The organism is Pseudomonas sp. GW821-FHT03A09 (genome assembly GCF_059421065.1).
Genome location: NZ_JBWKUX010000002.1, coordinates 308,945 through 324,871 on the forward strand (window position 1 = coordinate 308,945; position 15,927 = coordinate 324,871).

Annotated in this window: 13 protein-coding genes; 10 read left to right on the forward strand and 3 right to left on the reverse strand. The window is 60.6% G+C overall.

Translation table 11 applies throughout. From position 1 onward, the window contains the following. Positions 1 to 138 precede the first annotated feature (138 nt). The 3 genes from AC07V4_RS04150 to rpmE form a co-directional block, all read right to left on the reverse strand. Entirely contained in the window at positions 139 to 1,407 is a 1,269-nt protein-coding gene (locus AC07V4_RS04150; RefSeq protein ID WP_431752519.1) for a malic enzyme-like NAD(P)-binding protein, read from the reverse strand. Positions 1,408 to 1,588: 181 nt separating this feature from the next. Next, the gene (locus AC07V4_RS04155) at positions 1,589 to 2,383 is read right to left on the reverse strand and encodes a thermonuclease family protein (RefSeq protein ID WP_492637373.1); all 795 of its coding nucleotides are present in this window, start codon (positions 2,381 to 2,383) and stop codon (positions 1,589 to 1,591) included. 35 nt (positions 2,384 to 2,418) lie between these two features. Continuing rightward, positions 2,419 to 2,637, reverse strand: a complete 219-nt coding sequence (gene rpmE / locus AC07V4_RS04160; protein ID WP_010213765.1) for a 50S ribosomal protein L31 — start codon at positions 2,635 to 2,637, stop codon at positions 2,419 to 2,421. 359 nt (positions 2,638 to 2,996) lie between these two features. Between rpmE and AC07V4_RS04165 the strand changes: the two genes are divergently transcribed. From AC07V4_RS04165 to AC07V4_RS04210, 10 genes are all read left to right on the forward strand, one after another. After that, positions 2,997 to 5,216, forward strand: coding sequence for a primosomal protein N' (locus AC07V4_RS04165; protein ID WP_492637374.1), 2,220 nt, complete (start codon positions 2,997 to 2,999; stop codon positions 5,214 to 5,216). Positions 5,217 to 5,420: 204 nt separating this feature from the next. Then, complete coding sequence (argS, locus tag AC07V4_RS04170; protein WP_492637375.1) at positions 5,421 to 7,157, forward strand: arginine--tRNA ligase; 1,737 nt, start codon at positions 5,421 to 5,423, stop codon at positions 7,155 to 7,157. 1 nt (position 7,158) lies between these two features. Continuing rightward, the gene (locus AC07V4_RS04175; RefSeq protein WP_492637376.1) at positions 7,159 to 7,860 is read left to right on the forward strand and encodes an SPOR domain-containing protein; all 702 of its coding nucleotides are present in this window, start codon (positions 7,159 to 7,161) and stop codon (positions 7,858 to 7,860) included. A gap of 257 nt (positions 7,861 to 8,117) precedes the next feature. Beyond that, the gene (hslV, locus tag AC07V4_RS04180) at positions 8,118 to 8,648 is read left to right on the forward strand and encodes an ATP-dependent protease subunit HslV (RefSeq protein WP_010563201.1); all 531 of its coding nucleotides are present in this window, start codon (positions 8,118 to 8,120) and stop codon (positions 8,646 to 8,648) included. A gap of 37 nt (positions 8,649 to 8,685) precedes the next feature. Beyond that, positions 8,686 to 10,023 carry an ATP-dependent protease ATPase subunit HslU gene (gene hslU, locus AC07V4_RS04185; protein WP_492637601.1) on the forward strand — a complete coding sequence of 446 codons (1,338 nt, stop codon included), beginning with the start codon at positions 8,686 to 8,688 and terminating at the stop codon, positions 10,021 to 10,023. A gap of 155 nt (positions 10,024 to 10,178) precedes the next feature. Further along, the gene (locus tag AC07V4_RS04190) at positions 10,179 to 10,556 is read left to right on the forward strand and encodes a gamma-butyrobetaine hydroxylase family protein (RefSeq protein ID WP_431752843.1); all 378 of its coding nucleotides are present in this window, start codon (positions 10,179 to 10,181) and stop codon (positions 10,554 to 10,556) included. Between the two features lie 248 nt (positions 10,557 to 10,804). Then, complete coding sequence (gene phaC / locus AC07V4_RS04195) at positions 10,805 to 12,484, forward strand: class II poly(R)-hydroxyalkanoic acid synthase (protein ID WP_492637602.1); 1,680 nt, start codon at positions 10,805 to 10,807, stop codon at positions 12,482 to 12,484. A 166-nt stretch (positions 12,485 to 12,650) separates the two neighbouring features. Next, on the forward strand, positions 12,651 to 13,496 hold the full coding sequence (gene phaZ, locus AC07V4_RS04200; protein WP_492637603.1) for a poly(3-hydroxyalkanoate) depolymerase: 846 nt from the start codon (positions 12,651 to 12,653) through the stop codon (positions 13,494 to 13,496). 89 nt (positions 13,497 to 13,585) lie between these two features. Next, a complete protein-coding gene (gene phaC, locus AC07V4_RS04205; RefSeq protein ID WP_431752846.1) occupies positions 13,586 to 15,268 on the forward strand; it encodes a class II poly(R)-hydroxyalkanoic acid synthase in 1,683 nt (560 codons plus the stop codon). Between the two features lie 27 nt (positions 15,269 to 15,295). Continuing rightward, positions 15,296 to 15,916: a TetR/AcrR family transcriptional regulator gene (locus tag AC07V4_RS04210; RefSeq protein ID WP_431752847.1), complete on the forward strand. Its 621-nt coding sequence runs from the start codon at positions 15,296 to 15,298 to the stop codon at positions 15,914 to 15,916. The last annotated feature ends 11 nt before the right edge of the window (positions 15,917 to 15,927 follow it).

Sequence of the window (15,927 nt, forward strand, 5' to 3'; positions counted from 1 at the left end):
CAGTCAAACTGCGGTGATGCTATCGCAGGCAAGCCAGCTCCCACATTTGGACCTGTGTAAGGCTCAAGTAAATCGCTACACAACAAAAAAGCCCCGACTCGCGAGAGCCGGGGCTTTTTGTTGGTGCGCTACAACGGCTTAGCCGTTGAACACATCATCCACGCTTTTCAGCGGGTAGTGCTTCGGATACGGCAGGGTAGCCACGCCAGTCTCGATGGCGGCCTTGGCCACGGCATCGGAGATCAGGGTGATCAGGCGCTTGTCCATTGGTTTCGGAATGATGTACTCACGACCGAATTCCAACTTGGCACCGCCGTAGGCGTCGCATACGTCCTGTGGTACTGGCAGTTTGGCCAGTTCACGCAGGGCGTTGGCAGCAGCCACTTTCATCTCTTCGTTGATGCGCTTGGCGCGAACGTCCAGGGCGCCACGGAAGATGAACGGGAAGCCCAGCACGTTGTTGACCTGGTTCGGGTAGTCCGAACGACCGGTGGCCATGATCACGTCGCTGCGAGTGGCGTGAGCCAGCTCTGGCGAGATTTCTGGGTCCGGGTTGGAGCACGCGAACACGATCGGGTTGGCCGCCATGGATTTGAGGCCTTCAGCGCTCAGCAGGTTCGGGCCGGACAGGCCGACGAACACGTCTGCACCGTCAAGGGCGTCAGCCAGGGTGCGCTTGGAGGACGGGTGCGCAAACATCGCCTTGTACTGGTTCAGGTCGGTACGCTCGGACTGGATCACGCCCTTGCTGTCGACCATGTAGATGTTTTCCAGCTTGGCGCCCATGCTCACGATCAGCTTCATGCAGGAGATGGCCGCAGCACCGGCGCCCAGGCAGACGATCTTGGCGTCAGCCAGGGTTTTGCCGGCGATTTCCAGGGCGTTGATCATGCCGGCCGCGGTAACGATCGCGGTGCCGTGCTGGTCATCGTGGAATACCGGGATGTCGCACTGTTCGATCAGGGCCTTTTCGATCTCGAAGCACTCAGGTGCCTTGATGTCTTCCAGGTTGATGCCACCGAAAGTGATGGAAATGCGCTTTACGGTGTCGATGAAAGCCTGTGGGCTTTCGGAATCGACTTCGATGTCGAAAACGTCGATGCCGGCAAAGCGCTTGAACAGCACGCCTTTACCTTCCATGACTGGCTTGGACGCCAATGGGCCGAGGTTACCCAGGCCAAGAATCGCGGTGCCATCGGAAATCACTGCAACCAGGTTGCCTTTGCCGGTGTACTTGTACGCCAGTTCAGGGTCGCGGGCGATTTCACGTACGGGCTCGGCAACACCAGGGCTGTAGGCCAGCGACAGGTCGCGAGCGGTGGCAGTGGCTTTGGTGAGCTCTACACTCAGCTTTCCTGGACGAGGATGGGCATGATATTCGAGAGCGGCAGTTTTCAAATCAGACATATCGGCATTCCGCTTTTACTGTTGGTCGACGGACCGCCGAGGATACTCGTGTCGTAAAGCCCCTACAAGACTGGGCAGTCACAGGTGTCAAGGGCCCTGCGCTACGACTTTCGGCCAAGAGCCACGGGATACAAGGGCTCAACTGTTCACAATCGACTCTAAAAATGTCTACAATTTTTTCTTAAAGTGCCGATTTGAGCATGCTGGGGTCGCTCAATGTCAGAAGCCAGCGCGCCTGGCCGTTTTTCAGGCCGCCACGCCGAGAGCGATCCTGCACCCAACCTCGCGCCTCGATAACCTGGCCTTGCAGGCCATTGAGCCGGGCGCTGTCGAATTTATTGATCTGGTCAGGCGCAATACGTAATACCAGCGCGCCCTGCAGCCCAATCCAAATTCCACCTCGATTGCGCTCAATCTTGCTTACCCGGCCGCTGACCAAGGCAAAGCCGGACTGTTTGAGTTGCGCCACGGATTGCACAGGCGATTGCCGCCAAAGCCCCAGCTGTGCTCGGCGAGCTGCGTCTTCGGCCACTTGCTGGCAGGCGGCCAAGTCGATATTCGGTGCCACTGCAACCTGAAAGCCGAAACCCTCGGCCAACAATTGCGCCTCCAGGTTCTCGCCATCGGCACCATAGAGGTGGGCCAGGGTCCGTCCGTAGCGGTCTTTGCTCTCGCGCCCCGTCACCATGCCGAGCCGGCCGCCGCTGGCCGTCACCAATGCCTGCAAGCGCTGACGCGCGGCGACGGCAAAAGGTTCGTCTGTACGCCCCTTTTTACCGGTCTCCGGCGTATTGAGCCCGATCATGCGCACGCTGCGACCATCCTTGAGACGTACCGTGTCGCCATCCACCACGCGCTGCACTTCGACCTGCACCACGGACGCCGGCGCCGGGCAGTACGCTTCGGCCTGAGCGGCGGCCAGCCAAATCGCAGGCACAAAAAAGGCGCCCACAAGGGACGCCTTTTTCATCAGCATGGAAAAACCTGAACGGCTTCCCAAGTTGATCGGCCTTAGGCCTTTTTGGCACCGAAAGCACCAAAGCGATCTGCGAAGCGCTGTACACGGCCGCCGGTGTCCAGAGTCTTCTGCTTACCGGTGTAGAACGGGTGGCACTCGTTGCATACGTCAGTACCCAGTGGCTTGCACAGGTTCGAACGGGTTTCGAACTTGTTGCCGCAGCTGCAGGTGACTTCGATGGTTTCGTACGCTGGATGGATATCGGCTTTCATGGCACTTCCTCGGGCTAGCGTGCCGCCACTCGACACTATTGTCGAATACCGCACGTAATTAGGCCGCGGATTCTACCAGACCTTTTTAATCGCGCAAGCGGCGCTTTCCGTGGTTTATCCACATAAAAGCCCCTTTCATCCGAAAAACTGCCGACTCATCATGATCAATGTGGGAGCCGGGCTTGCCCGCGATGGCGGTGTGTCAAACACCCAATCCGGCGACTGATACGCCGCCATCGCGGGCAAGCCCGGCTCCCACAGAAGTACAGCCTCCTGCACCACAGACAGGACACCCCCACCGCAGGTCTGCTAGGCTCCCGCCCCTGCGCCACCGCCTGCCTTTATATGAGACTCCCCGCGTGCCCGACGCCATTTTGCGCCTAGCCCTGCCCTCGCCCCTGCGCCGCCTGTTCGACTATCGCGCTCCGGCCGGCGTGCCCCGCGCGCAGTTGCAACCGGGCATGCGCGTGCGTGTGCCGTTTGGGCGGCGGGAGATGATCGGCATCCTGGTGGAAGTCGCCGATCACAGCGAAGTCCCCGCCGAAAAGCTCAAGCCTGCCCTGGCAATCCTTGACGCCACCCCGCCGCTGCCACCCGCACTGTTCAAACTGTGCCTGTGGACCGCCCAGTACTACCAGCACAGCCTCGGCGATACCTTGAGCTGGGCGCTGCCGGTGCTGCTACGCCAGGGCGAACTGGCGGAAGCGCGCCAGGAACGCTTCTGGTCAGTGGCCCCCGGAGCCAGCCTCGACGACCCACGCATCGCCCGTGCCCCACGCCAGCGCGAAGCCTTGGCTACGCTGGCCCAGCACCCGCACGGCGTGGCCCATCAGCTATTAAGCAAGCTGATGTTGAGCAAGGACAGCCTCGACCTGCTGCTGGCCAAGGGGCTGGTGCAGGTGGAAATCCGCAAGCACGCGCCGGACCCACGCCATGAACACTGGCTGGCCCAGCCCGAACTGCCGCTGAACACTGAGCAACGTGCGGCTTATGAAGCTATCCGTGCCGGCTTCGATAGTTTTCATGCCTTCCTGCTGGCCGGCGTGACCGGCAGCGGCAAGACCGAAGTCTATTTGCAGTTGATCCGTGAAACCCTGCAAGCCGGCAAGCAAGCATTGGTGTTGATCCCCGAGATCAACCTCGGCCCGCAAACCCTGGCGCGGTTCGAACAACGCTTCAACGCACGCATCGCATTGGTGCACTCAGCGGTCAACGATCGTGAACGCTTGGAGTCTTGGCTGGCGGCGCGTGACGGCGAGGCCGACATCATTATCGGCACCCGCTCGGCACTGTTCACCCCGATGAAAAATCCCGGGCTGATCATCATCGACGAGGAGCACGACGGCTCCTATAAACAGCAGGAAGGTTTGCGCTACCACGCCCGCGACCTGGCGCTGGTGCGGGCACGCCAGGAGGACATCCCGATCGTGCTGGGCTCAGCCACGCCATCCCTGGAGAGCCTGCACAACGCCTACACCGGCCGTTATGGCCTGCTACGCCTCAACGAGCGTGCCGGTGGCGCCAAGCAACCGCGCTTCCTGCGCCTGGACGTCAAAAGCCGTCCACTGGACAGCGGTATTTCCGGGCCGATGCAACAAGCCATAGGCCAGACCCTCGCCGCCGGCCAGCAAGTGTTGGTGTTTCTCAACCGTCGCGGTTTCGCCCCAACCCTGCTGTGCCATGACTGCGGATGGATGTCTGAGTGCGAGCGCTGCGATGCGCGCATGACCGTGCACCAGCGCTACGGCGAGCTGCGCTGCCACCACTGTGGCCATGTGGAGCGCGTGCCGCGCCACTGTCCGCAGTGTGGCAAAGTCGACCTGCGCCCGGTGGGCGCAGGCACCGAGCGCGCCGAAGAACGCCTGGGCATTCTGTTCCCGGATTACCCGGTGCTGCGGGTCGACCGCGACAGCACCTCGCGCAAAGATGCGATGAACCAGCTGTTCGCTACCATCCAGAAAGGCCAGCCGTGCATCCTGATTGGCACCCAGATGCTCGCCAAGGGGCACCACTTCCCACGCGTGACACTGGTGTCGATCCTGGATGCCGATGGCGGGTTGTTCTCCGGCGACTTCCGCGCCAGCGAGCGCATGGCGCAACTGATCGTACAAGTCGCAGGCCGGGCCGGGCGGGCCGAAGAGCCGGGCAGGGTGATTATCCAGACCCACTTGGCCGACCATCCGCTGCTGATCCAACTGACAGAAGAAGGCTACTTTGCCTTCGCCGAACAAGCCTTGAGCGAACGCCGCGCCGCAGGTCTGCCGCCTTTTGCGCACCTGGCTTTGCTACGGGCGGAAGCCCACAAGCCGGGGCAGGCAGAAAGTTTTCTCGATGAAGCCTGTAGCGCTGCCGAACGTTTACTGGCCGAACTGGGTCTGACCGGCATCGAACTGCTCGGCCCGGTGCCTGCGCCTATGGAGCGCCGCGCCGGGCGCTATCGCGCTCAGCTACTCTTGCAGGCAACGTCTCGGGCACCATTGCACCGGTTGTTAAGTAGCTGGTTGCTTGCCCTGGAGCAAATGCCCAGTGGCCGGCAGGTGCGATGGTCGCTGGATGTAGACCCGGTAGATTTGTATTGATAGATAGATCGCTATCGCGGGCAAGCCCGCTCCCACAGTTTGAATTGTGAATACCATTAAATGTGGGAGCGGGCTTGCCCGCGATGAGGCCCGCAGGTCTGCCATCTGGTCTGAACGGTTGGCAAGCCCGCCCTCGCCACGGATAATGCCCAGTTTTTCCACCTGCGCTTCGCGCACCGCCGCTTGCGGTCGAAAGAGAACACCATGAAAGACACCATTCGCCAGCTGATCCAACAAGCCCTCACCCAACTCGTCAACGAAGGTGTGTTGCCTGAAGGCCTGACGCCGGCGATCCAGGTGGAGAACACCCGCGACAAGACCCACGGTGACTTCGCCAGCAACATCGCGATGATGTTGGCCAAGCCTGCGGGCATGAAGCCGCGTGACCTGGCGGAGAAAATCATCGCCGCCCTGCCTGCCGACGAAAGCGTCACCAAGGCCGATATCGCCGGCCCTGGCTTCATCAATTTCTTCCAGAACACCCAGGCCCTGGCTTCGCGCCTGGATGAGGCCCTGGCCGACGCCAGGATCGGCGTACGCAAGGCCGGCCCGCTGCAGCGCGTGGCGATTGACCTGTCGGCCCCCAACCTGGCCAAAGAGATGCACGTGGGCCACCTGCGCTCTACCATCATCGGCGACGGCGTGGCTCGCGTGCTGGAATTCCTCGGCGACACCGTGATCCGCCAGAACCACGTGGGCGACTGGGGCACCCAGTTCGGCATGTTGATGGCCTACCTGCAAGAAAACCCGATCACCAGCAACGAGCTGTCGGACCTGGAAAACTTCTACCGCGCCGCCAAGAAGCGCTTCGACGAGTCCGAAGAGTTCGCCGACCGCGCCCGTGGCCTGGTGGTCAAGCTGCAGGCCGGCGACAAGGAATGCCTGGAGTTGTGGGGCCGTTTCCGTGACATCTCCTTGTCTCACTGCCAGGAAATCTACGAGCTGCTCAACGTCAAGTTGACCATGGCCGACGTGATGGGCGAAAGCGCCTACAACGACGACCTGATCAATGTGGTCAACGACCTCAAGGCCAAGGGTTTGTTGGTTGAAAGCAACGGCGCGCAGTGCGTGTTCCTCGAAGAATTCAAGACCGCCGACGGCGAACCGCTGCCGGTGATCATCGTCAAGGCCGATGGCGGCTACCTCTACGCCACCACAGACCTGGCGGCCGTGCGTTACCGCAGCGGCGTGCTGAAAGCCGACCGCGCCCTGTATTTCGTCGACCAACGCCAGGCCCTGCACTTCCAGCAGGTGTTCGAAGTGGCCCGCCGCGCGGGTTTCATCACCCACCCGATGCACATGGAACACATGGGCTTCGGTACCATGAACGGCGCCGACGGCCGCCCGTTCAAGACCCGCGACGGCGGCACCGTGAAGCTGATCGACCTGCTGAACGAAGCCCAGGAGCGTGCCTACAACCTGGTGAAGGAAAAGAACCCGGAGCTGGCCGAGGCCGACCTGCGCAACATCGCCCGCGTGGTGGGCATTGGTGCGGTGAAGTACGCCGACCTGTCCAAGCACCGCACCAGCGACTACAGCTTCAACTTCGAATTGATGCTCAACTTCGAAGGCAACACCGCGCCGTACCTGCTGTACGCCTATACGCGTGTGGCCGGGGTGTTCCGTAAGCTGGGCAAGGACTTCAGCGAAGTCGAAGGCCAGATCGTTCTGGCAGCGCCGCACGAACAGGAGCTGGCGGCCAAGCTGGCGCAATTCGGCGAAGTGCTGAACAGCGTGGGCGAGAAAGGCACGCCGCACATCCTCTGCACTTACTTGTACGAAGTCGCCGGCCTGTTCTCCAGCTTCTACGAGAACTGCCCGATCCTCACCGCCGACGACGAAGCGCAAAAGCAAAGCCGCCTGCGCCTCGCCGCACTGGCTGGACGGACCCTCAAGCAAGGCCTGGAACTCTTGGGCCTGGAAACTCTGGAGCGTATGTAAGTTGGCTGCCAAGAAAAAACCTGCACCCAAGCGCGGCGCCAGCCGTTACCAGGCTCCGGCGAAGAAACCTATTCCGGGCTGGCTGTGGATGGCCATCGGCCTGGCGGTCGGTGCGTTTGTGGTGATCCTGATGAAACTGGAGCCGGGAAAAGGCGATGACGTCAAACGGGTCAAGCAAGAGCAGCAGAAGGCCACGAAAATAGCCGAGGCCAACAAGACTGTGCCAAGCCCGACCGCACCGGTGAAGCCGAAGTACGACTTCTACACCCTGCTGCCGGAATCGGAAGTGATCGTGCCGCCTGACGCCGTGCCGGAGAAAACCCTGCCGACGCCACAGGTGCCGACCACACCGGTCACGCCAGCGGAAGCGGCGAAGATCGACACTGCGCGTGCCCAGGCGGCACTGGCCGGGATTACCCCACCGCCACCGCCGCCGGTGGCCGCCCCCAAGGCGGCACCGGTGACCAAGTTCTTCCTGCAGGCGGGCTCGTTCCCGAAACAGGCGGATGCGGATCGCGTGCGGGCGCAGATCATTCTGTTGGGCCAGGCGGTGACGGTGGAGTCTGGCACGGTGAAGGATGCGACCTGGTATCGCGTGTTGGTGGGGCCATTCAGCAACCGCGAGCAGTTGACCGTGGCGCAGAAGCAATTGGCCGGTGCTGGCTTCAGCAACCTGTTGTTACAACAACGCCAGAGCCGCTGATCCAGGCACAACGCCGATCAAAATGTGGGAGCTGGCTTGCCTGCGATAGCGGTGTAACAGTCAATATTTTCAGTGACTGGCACACCGCTATCGCAGGCAAGCCAGCTCCCACATTTGTTTTGTAGTGTTCTTGAGCATGTGTAAGACCGATAAACACCACTCGTCCGCCACAACACCCTACGGTTGAAATCCCCCCCGCCACCCCCATATGAGTTTTCACCAGGGCATTTTCGCCCCGCTGCGTGGAGACTCTCCCCTTGACCACCATCGTTTCAGTTCGTCGCCACGGCAAAGTCGTCATGGGCGGCGACGGCCAGGTTTCCCTTGGCAACACCGTGATGAAAGGCAACGCCAAAAAGGTCCGTCGCCTGTACCACGGCCAGGTTCTTGCGGGCTTTGCCGGCGCTACCGCCGACGCCTTCACCCTTTTCGAACGCTTCGAAGGCCAGCTGGAAAAACATCAGGGCCACCTCGTACGTGCCGCTGTCGAACTTGCCAAAGAATGGCGCACCGACCGCTCCCTCAGCCGCCTGGAAGCCATGCTCGCCGTCGCGAACAAAGACGCGTCCCTGATCATCACCGGCAACGGCGATGTGGTTGAGCCTGAACATGGCCTGATCGCCATGGGTTCCGGCGGTGGCTATGCCCAAGCGGCCGCCAGCGCACTGCTGAAGAAAACCGACCTGTCGGCCCGGGAAATCGTCGAAACCGCCTTGGGTATCGCCGGCGATATCTGCGTGTTCACCAACCACAACTTCACCATTGAGGAGCAGGACCTCGCCGAGTAAGCCGTAGGCTTATTCCCGCTTGAGGCCGCCAAACACTATGTCCATGACTCCCCGCGAAATCGTCCATGAACTTAACCGCCATATCATCGGCCAGGACGATGCCAAGCGCGCCGTTGCCATCGCGCTGCGTAACCGCTGGCGCCGGATGCAATTGCCCGAAGAACTGCGCGTTGAAGTAACGCCGAAGAACATCCTGATGATTGGCCCGACCGGCGTCGGTAAAACCGAGATCGCCCGTCGCCTGGCCAAACTGGCCAACGCCCCGTTCATCAAGGTCGAAGCCACCAAGTTCACCGAAGTGGGCTACGTGGGTCGCGATGTCGAATCGATCATCCGCGACCTCGCTGACGCCGCGCTGAAGCTGTTGCGCGAGCAGGAAATGACCAAGGTCAGCCACCGCGCCGAAGATGCAGCCGAAGAACGTATCCTTGACGCCCTGCTGCCACCGGCACGCACGGGCTTCAACGAAGACGCCGCGCCGGCCTCGGATTCCAACACCCGCCAGCTGTTCCGCAAGCGTCTGCGTGAAGGCCAGTTGGACGACAAGGAAATCGAGATCGAAGTGGCCGAGCATGCTGGCGTCGATATTTCCGCGCCACCGGGCATGGAAGAGATGACCAACCAGCTGCAAAGCCTGTTTGCCAACATGGGCAAGGGCAAGAAGAAAAGCCGCAAGCTCAAGGTGAAGGAAGCGCTGAAACTGGTGCGCGACGAAGAAGCCGGGCGCCTGGTCAACGAAGAAGAGCTCAAGGCCAAGGCCCTGGAAGCGGTCGAGCAGCACGGTATCGTGTTTATCGACGAAATCGACAAGGTGGCCAAGCGCGGCAACGCTGGTGGCGTCGATGTATCCCGCGAAGGTGTACAACGCGACCTGCTGCCGCTGATCGAAGGTTGCACCGTGAACACCAAGCTGGGCATGGTCAAGACCGACCACATCCTGTTTATCGCCTCCGGTGCATTCCACCTGAGCAAGCCAAGCGACCTGGTGCCGGAGCTGCAAGGCCGCCTGCCAATTCGCGTGGAACTCAAGGCACTGACGCCGGGCGACTTCGAGCGCATCCTCAGTGAACCGCATGCCTCGCTCACCGAGCAGTACCGTGAGCTGTTGAAAACCGAGGGCCTGGGTATCGAATTCCAGCCGGACGGTATCAAGCGCCTGGCCGAGATCGCGTGGCAGGTCAACGAGAAGACCGAGAACATCGGTGCCCGTCGCCTGCACACCCTGCTTGAGCGCTTGCTGGAGGAAGTGTCCTTCAGCGCCGGCGACATGGCCGGTGCGCAAAATGGCGAAGCGATCAAGATCGACGCCGACTACGTCAACAGCCACTTGGGCGAATTGGCGCAGAACGAAGATCTGTCGCGTTATATCCTGTAAGGCTCATATAGAACTGCTTTGCTTCAAATGTGGGAGGGGGCTTGCCCCCGATGGCGGTCTGTCAGATAGATGTATATTGACTGACACACCGTTATCGGGGGCAAGCCCCCTCCCACACTTTTTAGCTTGGAGCCGGCTCCTCAGGGTTATCTCTAATGTCGAAATTTCCTACTGCTGTAAACCTGCACAAAACCTCCAATACCCTCGGCCTCACCTACGGGCCCGATGAGGTCTATCAGTTGCCCGCCGAACTGCTGCGGGTGCACTCGCCTTCCGCCGAGGTCCAGGGCCACGGCAAACCCATCCTGCAATTCGGCAAGCTCAACGTGCGCTTGATCAAGATCGAACCGGCCGGGCAGTACGCACTGAAACTGACCTTCGACGACGGCCATGACAGCGGACTGTTCACCTGGGACTACCTCTACCAACTAGCTGTACGTCAGGAATCACTGTGGGCCGACTACCTGGCTGAACTCAAGGCCGCCGGAAAAACCCGTGACCCGAACGAGTCTGTCGTACGGCTGATGCTCTAGCTCAGGCCTCTTGCTCTTTAGAGAGCATTTTCTAATTTCATCTGCTTGAATGCCCTGTCTCGTGGCCAACGATTGGCCCGCTTGCGAAAAAAATTAAACTCGGGTAACCAATGGAACTGGCAAGTTCCCTGCATTTGACGATGCGGTATCAACGGTCACCCGAGTCGCGTACCTGGCTTGTGTTGTGCATCGAAACTTGGCGCACAGCGGTACCCGGTACTCGTCTTTCGGACAATGGAGCGTCGTAGATGAGTAACAAGAACAACGATGACTTGAAACGCCAAGCCTCGGAAAACACCCTGGGGCTGAACCCGATCATCGCGTTACGCAAAAAGGATTTATTGGCCTCGGCGAAGATGGTGCTGACCCAAGCCATCAAGCAACCGTTGCACAGCGTCAAACACGTCGCCCACTTCGGCGTTGAATTGAAAAACGTGATGTTCGGCAAATCCCAGTTGGTGCCCGAGGGCGACGACCGTCGCTTCACCGATCCGGCCTGGAGCCAGAACCCACTCTACAAACGCTACCTGCAAACCTACCTGGCGTGGCGCAAGGAGCTGCACGACTGGATCGGCGACAGCAACCTGTCGGAACAGGACATCAGCCGTGGTCACTTCGTGATCAACCTGATGACCGAAGCCATGGCCCCCACCAACAGCGCGGCCAATCCGGCGGCGGTCAAACGTTTCTTTGAAACCGGTGGCAAAAGCCTGCTCGATGGCCTCTCCCATCTCGCCAAAGACTTGGTACACAACGGTGGCATGCCGAGCCAGGTCAACATGGGTGCCTTTGAAGTGGGCAAGACCCTGGGCACCAGCGAAGGCGCGGTGGTGTTTCGCAATGATGTGCTGGAGCTGATCCAGTACAAGCCGATCACCGAACAGGTTCACGAACGCCCGCTGCTGGTGGTGCCGCCGCAGATCAACAAATTCTATGTCTTCGACCTGAGCCCGGATAAAAGCCTGGCGCGTTTTTGCCTGCGCAATAACCAGCAGACCTTTATCGTCAGCTGGCGCAACCCGACCAAGGCCCAGCGTGAATGGGGCCTGTCCACCTACATCGAGGCGCTCAAGGAAGCGGTGGATGTGGTCACGGCGATTACTGGCAGCAAGGACGTCAACATGCTCGGCGCCTGCTCCGGAGGCATCACCTGCACTGCGCTGCTCGGCCACTACGCGGCACTGGGGGAGAAGAAGGTCAACGCCCTGACCCTGCTGGTGAGCGTGCTGGACACCACCCTGGACACCCAGGTGGCGCTGTTCGTCGATGAACAGACTCTGGAGGCGGCCAAGCGCCACTCCTACCAGGCCGGCGTGCTGGAAGGCCGCGATATGGCCAAGGTGTTCGCATGGATGCGCCCCAACGACCTGATCTGGAACTATTGGGTCAACAACTACCTGTTGGGCAACGAGCCACCGGTGTTCGACATCCTGTTCTGGAACAACGACACCACGCGCCTACCCGCCGCCTTTCACGGCGACCTGATCGAACTGTTCAAGAACAACCCGCTGGTGCGCGCCAACGCCCTGGAAGTGTGCGGCACGCCGATCGACCTCAAGCAGGTCACCGCGGATATCTATTCATTGGCCGGCACCAACGACCACATCACACCGTGGCAGTCTTGCTACAAATCGGCGCAACTGTTCGGTGGCAAGGTGGAGTTTGTGCTGTCCAGCAGTGGGCACATCCAGAGCATCCTCAACCCCCCGGGCAACCCCAAGGCGCGTTACCAAACCAGCGAAAGCCTGACCGGCAAGGCCTTGGACTGGCAGGAAAATGCCACCAAGCACACCGATTCCTGGTGGCTGCATTGGCAGGGATGGATGGCGGAGCGGGCGGGTAAATTGAAAAAAGCGCCGACAAGCTTGGGTAACAAGACCTACGCCGCGGCGGAAGCGGCACCGGGTACCTATGTCCATGAGCGATAAGCACGTGTGTGGTTGAAATGAGGTCAGTGTGGGAGCTGGCTTGCCTGCGATGGCGGTGGGTCAGCTGACTGATGGGCTAACTGACAGAATGCTATCGCAGGCAAGCCAGCTCCCACATGAACCGAGCTGTCCATTCGATCTTTGCACCACCTGACAGGGCTTGAGCATGCCGCAACCGTTCATCTTCCGTACCATCGACCTGGATGGCCAAACCATCCGCACGGCGGTACGTCCGGGCAAGCCTCACTTGACGCCGCTGCTGATCTTCAATGGTATCGGCGCCAACCTTGAGCTGGTGTTTCCGTTCGTCCAGGCACTGGACCCGGACCTGGAAGTGATCGCATTCGACGTGCCAGGGGTCGGCGGCTCCTCGACACCCAGCGTGCCCTATCGCTTTCCGGGCCTGGCCAAACTCACCGCGCGCATGCTCGATTACCTCGACTATGGCCAGGTCAATGCGGTGGGTGTGTCCTGGGGCGGAGCGCTGGCGCAGCAGTTTGCCTATGACTACCCGGAGCGCTGCAAAAAGCTGATCCTGGCGGCCACGGCAGCGGGGGCAGTGATGGTGCCGGGCAAACCAAAAGTGCTGTGGCTGATGGCCAGCCCTCGCCGTTATATCCAGCCATCCCACGTGGTGCGCATTGCGCCGATGATTTATGGCGGCTCGTTCCGCCGCGACTCCAAACTCGCCGCCGAACACGCCAGCAAAGTCCGCTCGGCCGGCAAACTGGGTTACTACTGGCAGTTGTTTGCCGGACTGGGCTGGACCAGCATCCACTGGCTGCACAAGATCCGTCAGCCGACCCTGGTGCTGGCGGGGGACGATGACCCACTGATCCCGCTGATCAATATGCGCCTGCTGGCCTGGCGCATTCCCAACGCGCAGTTGCACATCATCGATGACGGCCACCTGTTCCTGATCACCCGGGCCGAAGCCGTGGCACCGATCATCATGAAGTTTCTTGAAGAGGAGCGCCTGCGGGCTGTGATTCACCCGCGTCCTGCGGTGTAAGGACCACACCGCCGCGCAACTTGCCAGGAACCGGCTATGGTTCTGAATTGGCGTGCCTGCTTGATGACTTGACCAAGGAGTGTTGGATCATGCGAGAAAGATCCGTGACGAACCCGGCGCCCACCCCTGCTGCGTTCATTAATGCGCAAAATGCGATCACCGGTCTCAGAGGACGAGACCTGTTGTCGACCTTACGGAGCGTGGCAGCCCATGGCTTGCGCAACCCGGTACATACCGCCCGTCACGCCCTGGCGTTGGGCGGCCAGTTGGGGCGTGTGCTGCTGGGCGAAACCGTACATGAGCCCAACCCCAGCGACAGTCGCTTCATCGACCCCACCTGGAAGCTCAACCCGCTCTACCGGCGCAGCCTACAAGCCTATCTGAGCTGGCAGAAACAGGTGCGCCACTGGATCGATGACAGCTCACTGAACGCTGACGACCGCGCCCGCGCGCACTTCGCCTTCTCGCTGCTCAATGATGCCGTTTCGCCCTCCAACACCCTGCTCAACCCACTGGCCGTCAAGGAGCTGCTGAACTCAGGGGGCAACAGCGTAGTGCGCGGAGTGAGCAACCTGTTCGAAGACCTGCTGCACAACAATGGCCTGCCGCGCCAGGTGAGCAAGCACGCCTTCGAAGTGGGCAAGACAGTGGCCACCACGCCAGGCTCGGTGGTGTTTCGCAATGAGCTGCTGGAGTTGATCCAGTACAAGCCCATGAGTGAAAAACAGTACGCCAAACCGTTACTGATCGTGCCGCCGCAAATCAACAAGTACTACATCTTCGACTTGAGCCCCGCTAATAGCTTTGTGCAATACGCCCTGAAGAACGGCCTGCAAACCTTCATGATCAGTTGGCGCAACCCCGATGTGCGTCACCGCGAATGGGGCCTTTCTACCTATGTCGCAGCGTTGGAGGAAGCACTCAATGTGTGCAGGGCAATCACCGGCGCCCGGGAGGTCAACCTGATGGGCGCCTGCGCCGGCGGCCTGACCATTGCCGCCCTGCAAGGCCACCTGCAAGCCAAGCGCCAGCTGCGGCGCATCTCCAGCGCCACTTATCTGGTCAGCCTGCTCGACAGCCAGATCGATAGCCCCGCCACCCTGTTTGCTGATGAGCAAACCCTGGAAGCCGCCAAGCGCCGCTCCTACCAGCAGGGCGTGCTGGACGGTCGCGACATGGCCAAGGTGTTCGCCTGGATGCGCCCCAACGACTTGATCTGGAATTACTGGATCAACAACTACCTGCTGGGCAAGGAGCCGCCCGCCTTCGACATCCTGTACTGGAACAACGACAACACGCGCCTGCCTGCCGCGCTGCATGGCGACCTGCTGGACTTCTTCAAGCACAACCCCTTGAGCCACCCCGGCGGCCTGGAAGTGTGCGGCACGCCGATCGACTTGCAGAAGGTCACGGTGGACAGCTTCAGCGTGGCCGGAATCAACGACCACATCACACCGTGGGACGCGGTGTATCGCTCCACTCAATTGTTGGGCGGCGAGCGACGCTTCGTGCTGTCCAACAGCGGGCATATCCAAAGCATCCTCAATCCACCTGGCAACCCCAAGGCCAACTATGTCGAGAACCCCAAGCTGAGCAGCGACCCACGCGCCTGGTATTACGACGCCAATCACGTCGAAGGCAGTTGGTGGCCGCAATGGCTGGAGTGGATTACGCAACGTTCGGGCGTGCAGCGCGAAACCCTCACCGCCCTGGGCAACCAGAATTACCCACCGATGGAAGCAGCGCCGGGCACCTATGTGCGGGTGCGCTGAGCCCAACGAACCTTTTAAGAAGACTGGATGAAGACCCGCGACCGTATCCTTGAATGTGCCCTGCAGTTGTTCAACCAGAAGGGCGAGCCCAATGTGTCGACCATGGAGGTGGCCAATGAAATGGGGATCAGTCCAGGCAATCTCTACTACCACTTCCATGGCAAGGAACCGCTGGTGCTCGGGCTGTTCGAGCGCTTTCAATGTGAGCTGGCGCCCCTGCTTGATCCGCCCGCGAACGCGCAGCTGGAGGCCGAAGATTACTGGTTGTTCCTGCACCTGATCGTCGAGCGCATGGCCCACTATCGCTTTCTGTTCCAAGACCTGTCGAACCTGGCCGGACGCCTGCCGAAACTGGCCAAGGGTATTCGCAGTCTGCTCACGGCGCTCAAGCGTACGCTGGCTTCATTGCTGGCGCGGTTGAAGTCGGCAGGACAACTGGTCAGTGAGACCCAGGCACTGGGGCAATTGGTGGAGCAGATCACCATGACCCTGCTGTTTTCCCTGGATTACCAGCGGATTCTCGACCGTGAAGGCGAGGTGCGGGTGGTGGTGTACCAGATCATGATGTTAGTGGCACCGCATCTGCTGCTACCGATACGACAGGCGACCGAGAAGTTCGCCCTGAAGTATCTGGATGACCTGGACTAAAAATGTGGGAA

What these genes read in the sequence shown, in the direction of transcription:
- argS (WP_492637375.1), top strand. Translation starts at nt 5,421, where the DNA reads ATGAAAGACACCATTCGCCAGCTGATCCAACAAGCCCTCACCCAACTC.
- AC07V4_RS04210 (WP_431752847.1), top strand. Translation starts at nt 15,296, where the DNA reads ATGAAGACCCGCGACCGTATCCTTGAATGTGCCCTGCAGTTGTTCAAC.
- phaC (WP_492637602.1), top strand. Translation starts at nt 10,805, where the DNA reads ATGAGTAACAAGAACAACGATGACTTGAAACGCCAAGCCTCGGAAAAC.
- AC07V4_RS04190 (WP_431752843.1), top strand. Translation starts at nt 10,179, where the DNA reads ATGTCGAAATTTCCTACTGCTGTAAACCTGCACAAAACCTCCAATACC.
- AC07V4_RS04150 (WP_431752519.1), bottom strand. Translation starts at nt 1,407, where the DNA reads ATGTCTGATTTGAAAACTGCCGCTCTCGAATATCATGCCCATCCTCGT.
- AC07V4_RS04155 (WP_492637373.1), bottom strand. Translation starts at nt 2,383, where the DNA reads ATGCTGATGAAAAAGGCGTCCCTTGTGGGCGCCTTTTTTGTGCCTGCG.
- rpmE (WP_010213765.1), bottom strand. Translation starts at nt 2,637, where the DNA reads ATGAAAGCCGATATCCATCCAGCGTACGAAACCATCGAAGTCACCTGC.
- phaC (WP_431752846.1), top strand. Translation starts at nt 13,586, where the DNA reads ATGCGAGAAAGATCCGTGACGAACCCGGCGCCCACCCCTGCTGCGTTC.
- phaZ (WP_492637603.1), top strand. Translation starts at nt 12,651, where the DNA reads ATGCCGCAACCGTTCATCTTCCGTACCATCGACCTGGATGGCCAAACC.
- hslU (WP_492637601.1), top strand. Translation starts at nt 8,686, where the DNA reads ATGTCCATGACTCCCCGCGAAATCGTCCATGAACTTAACCGCCATATC.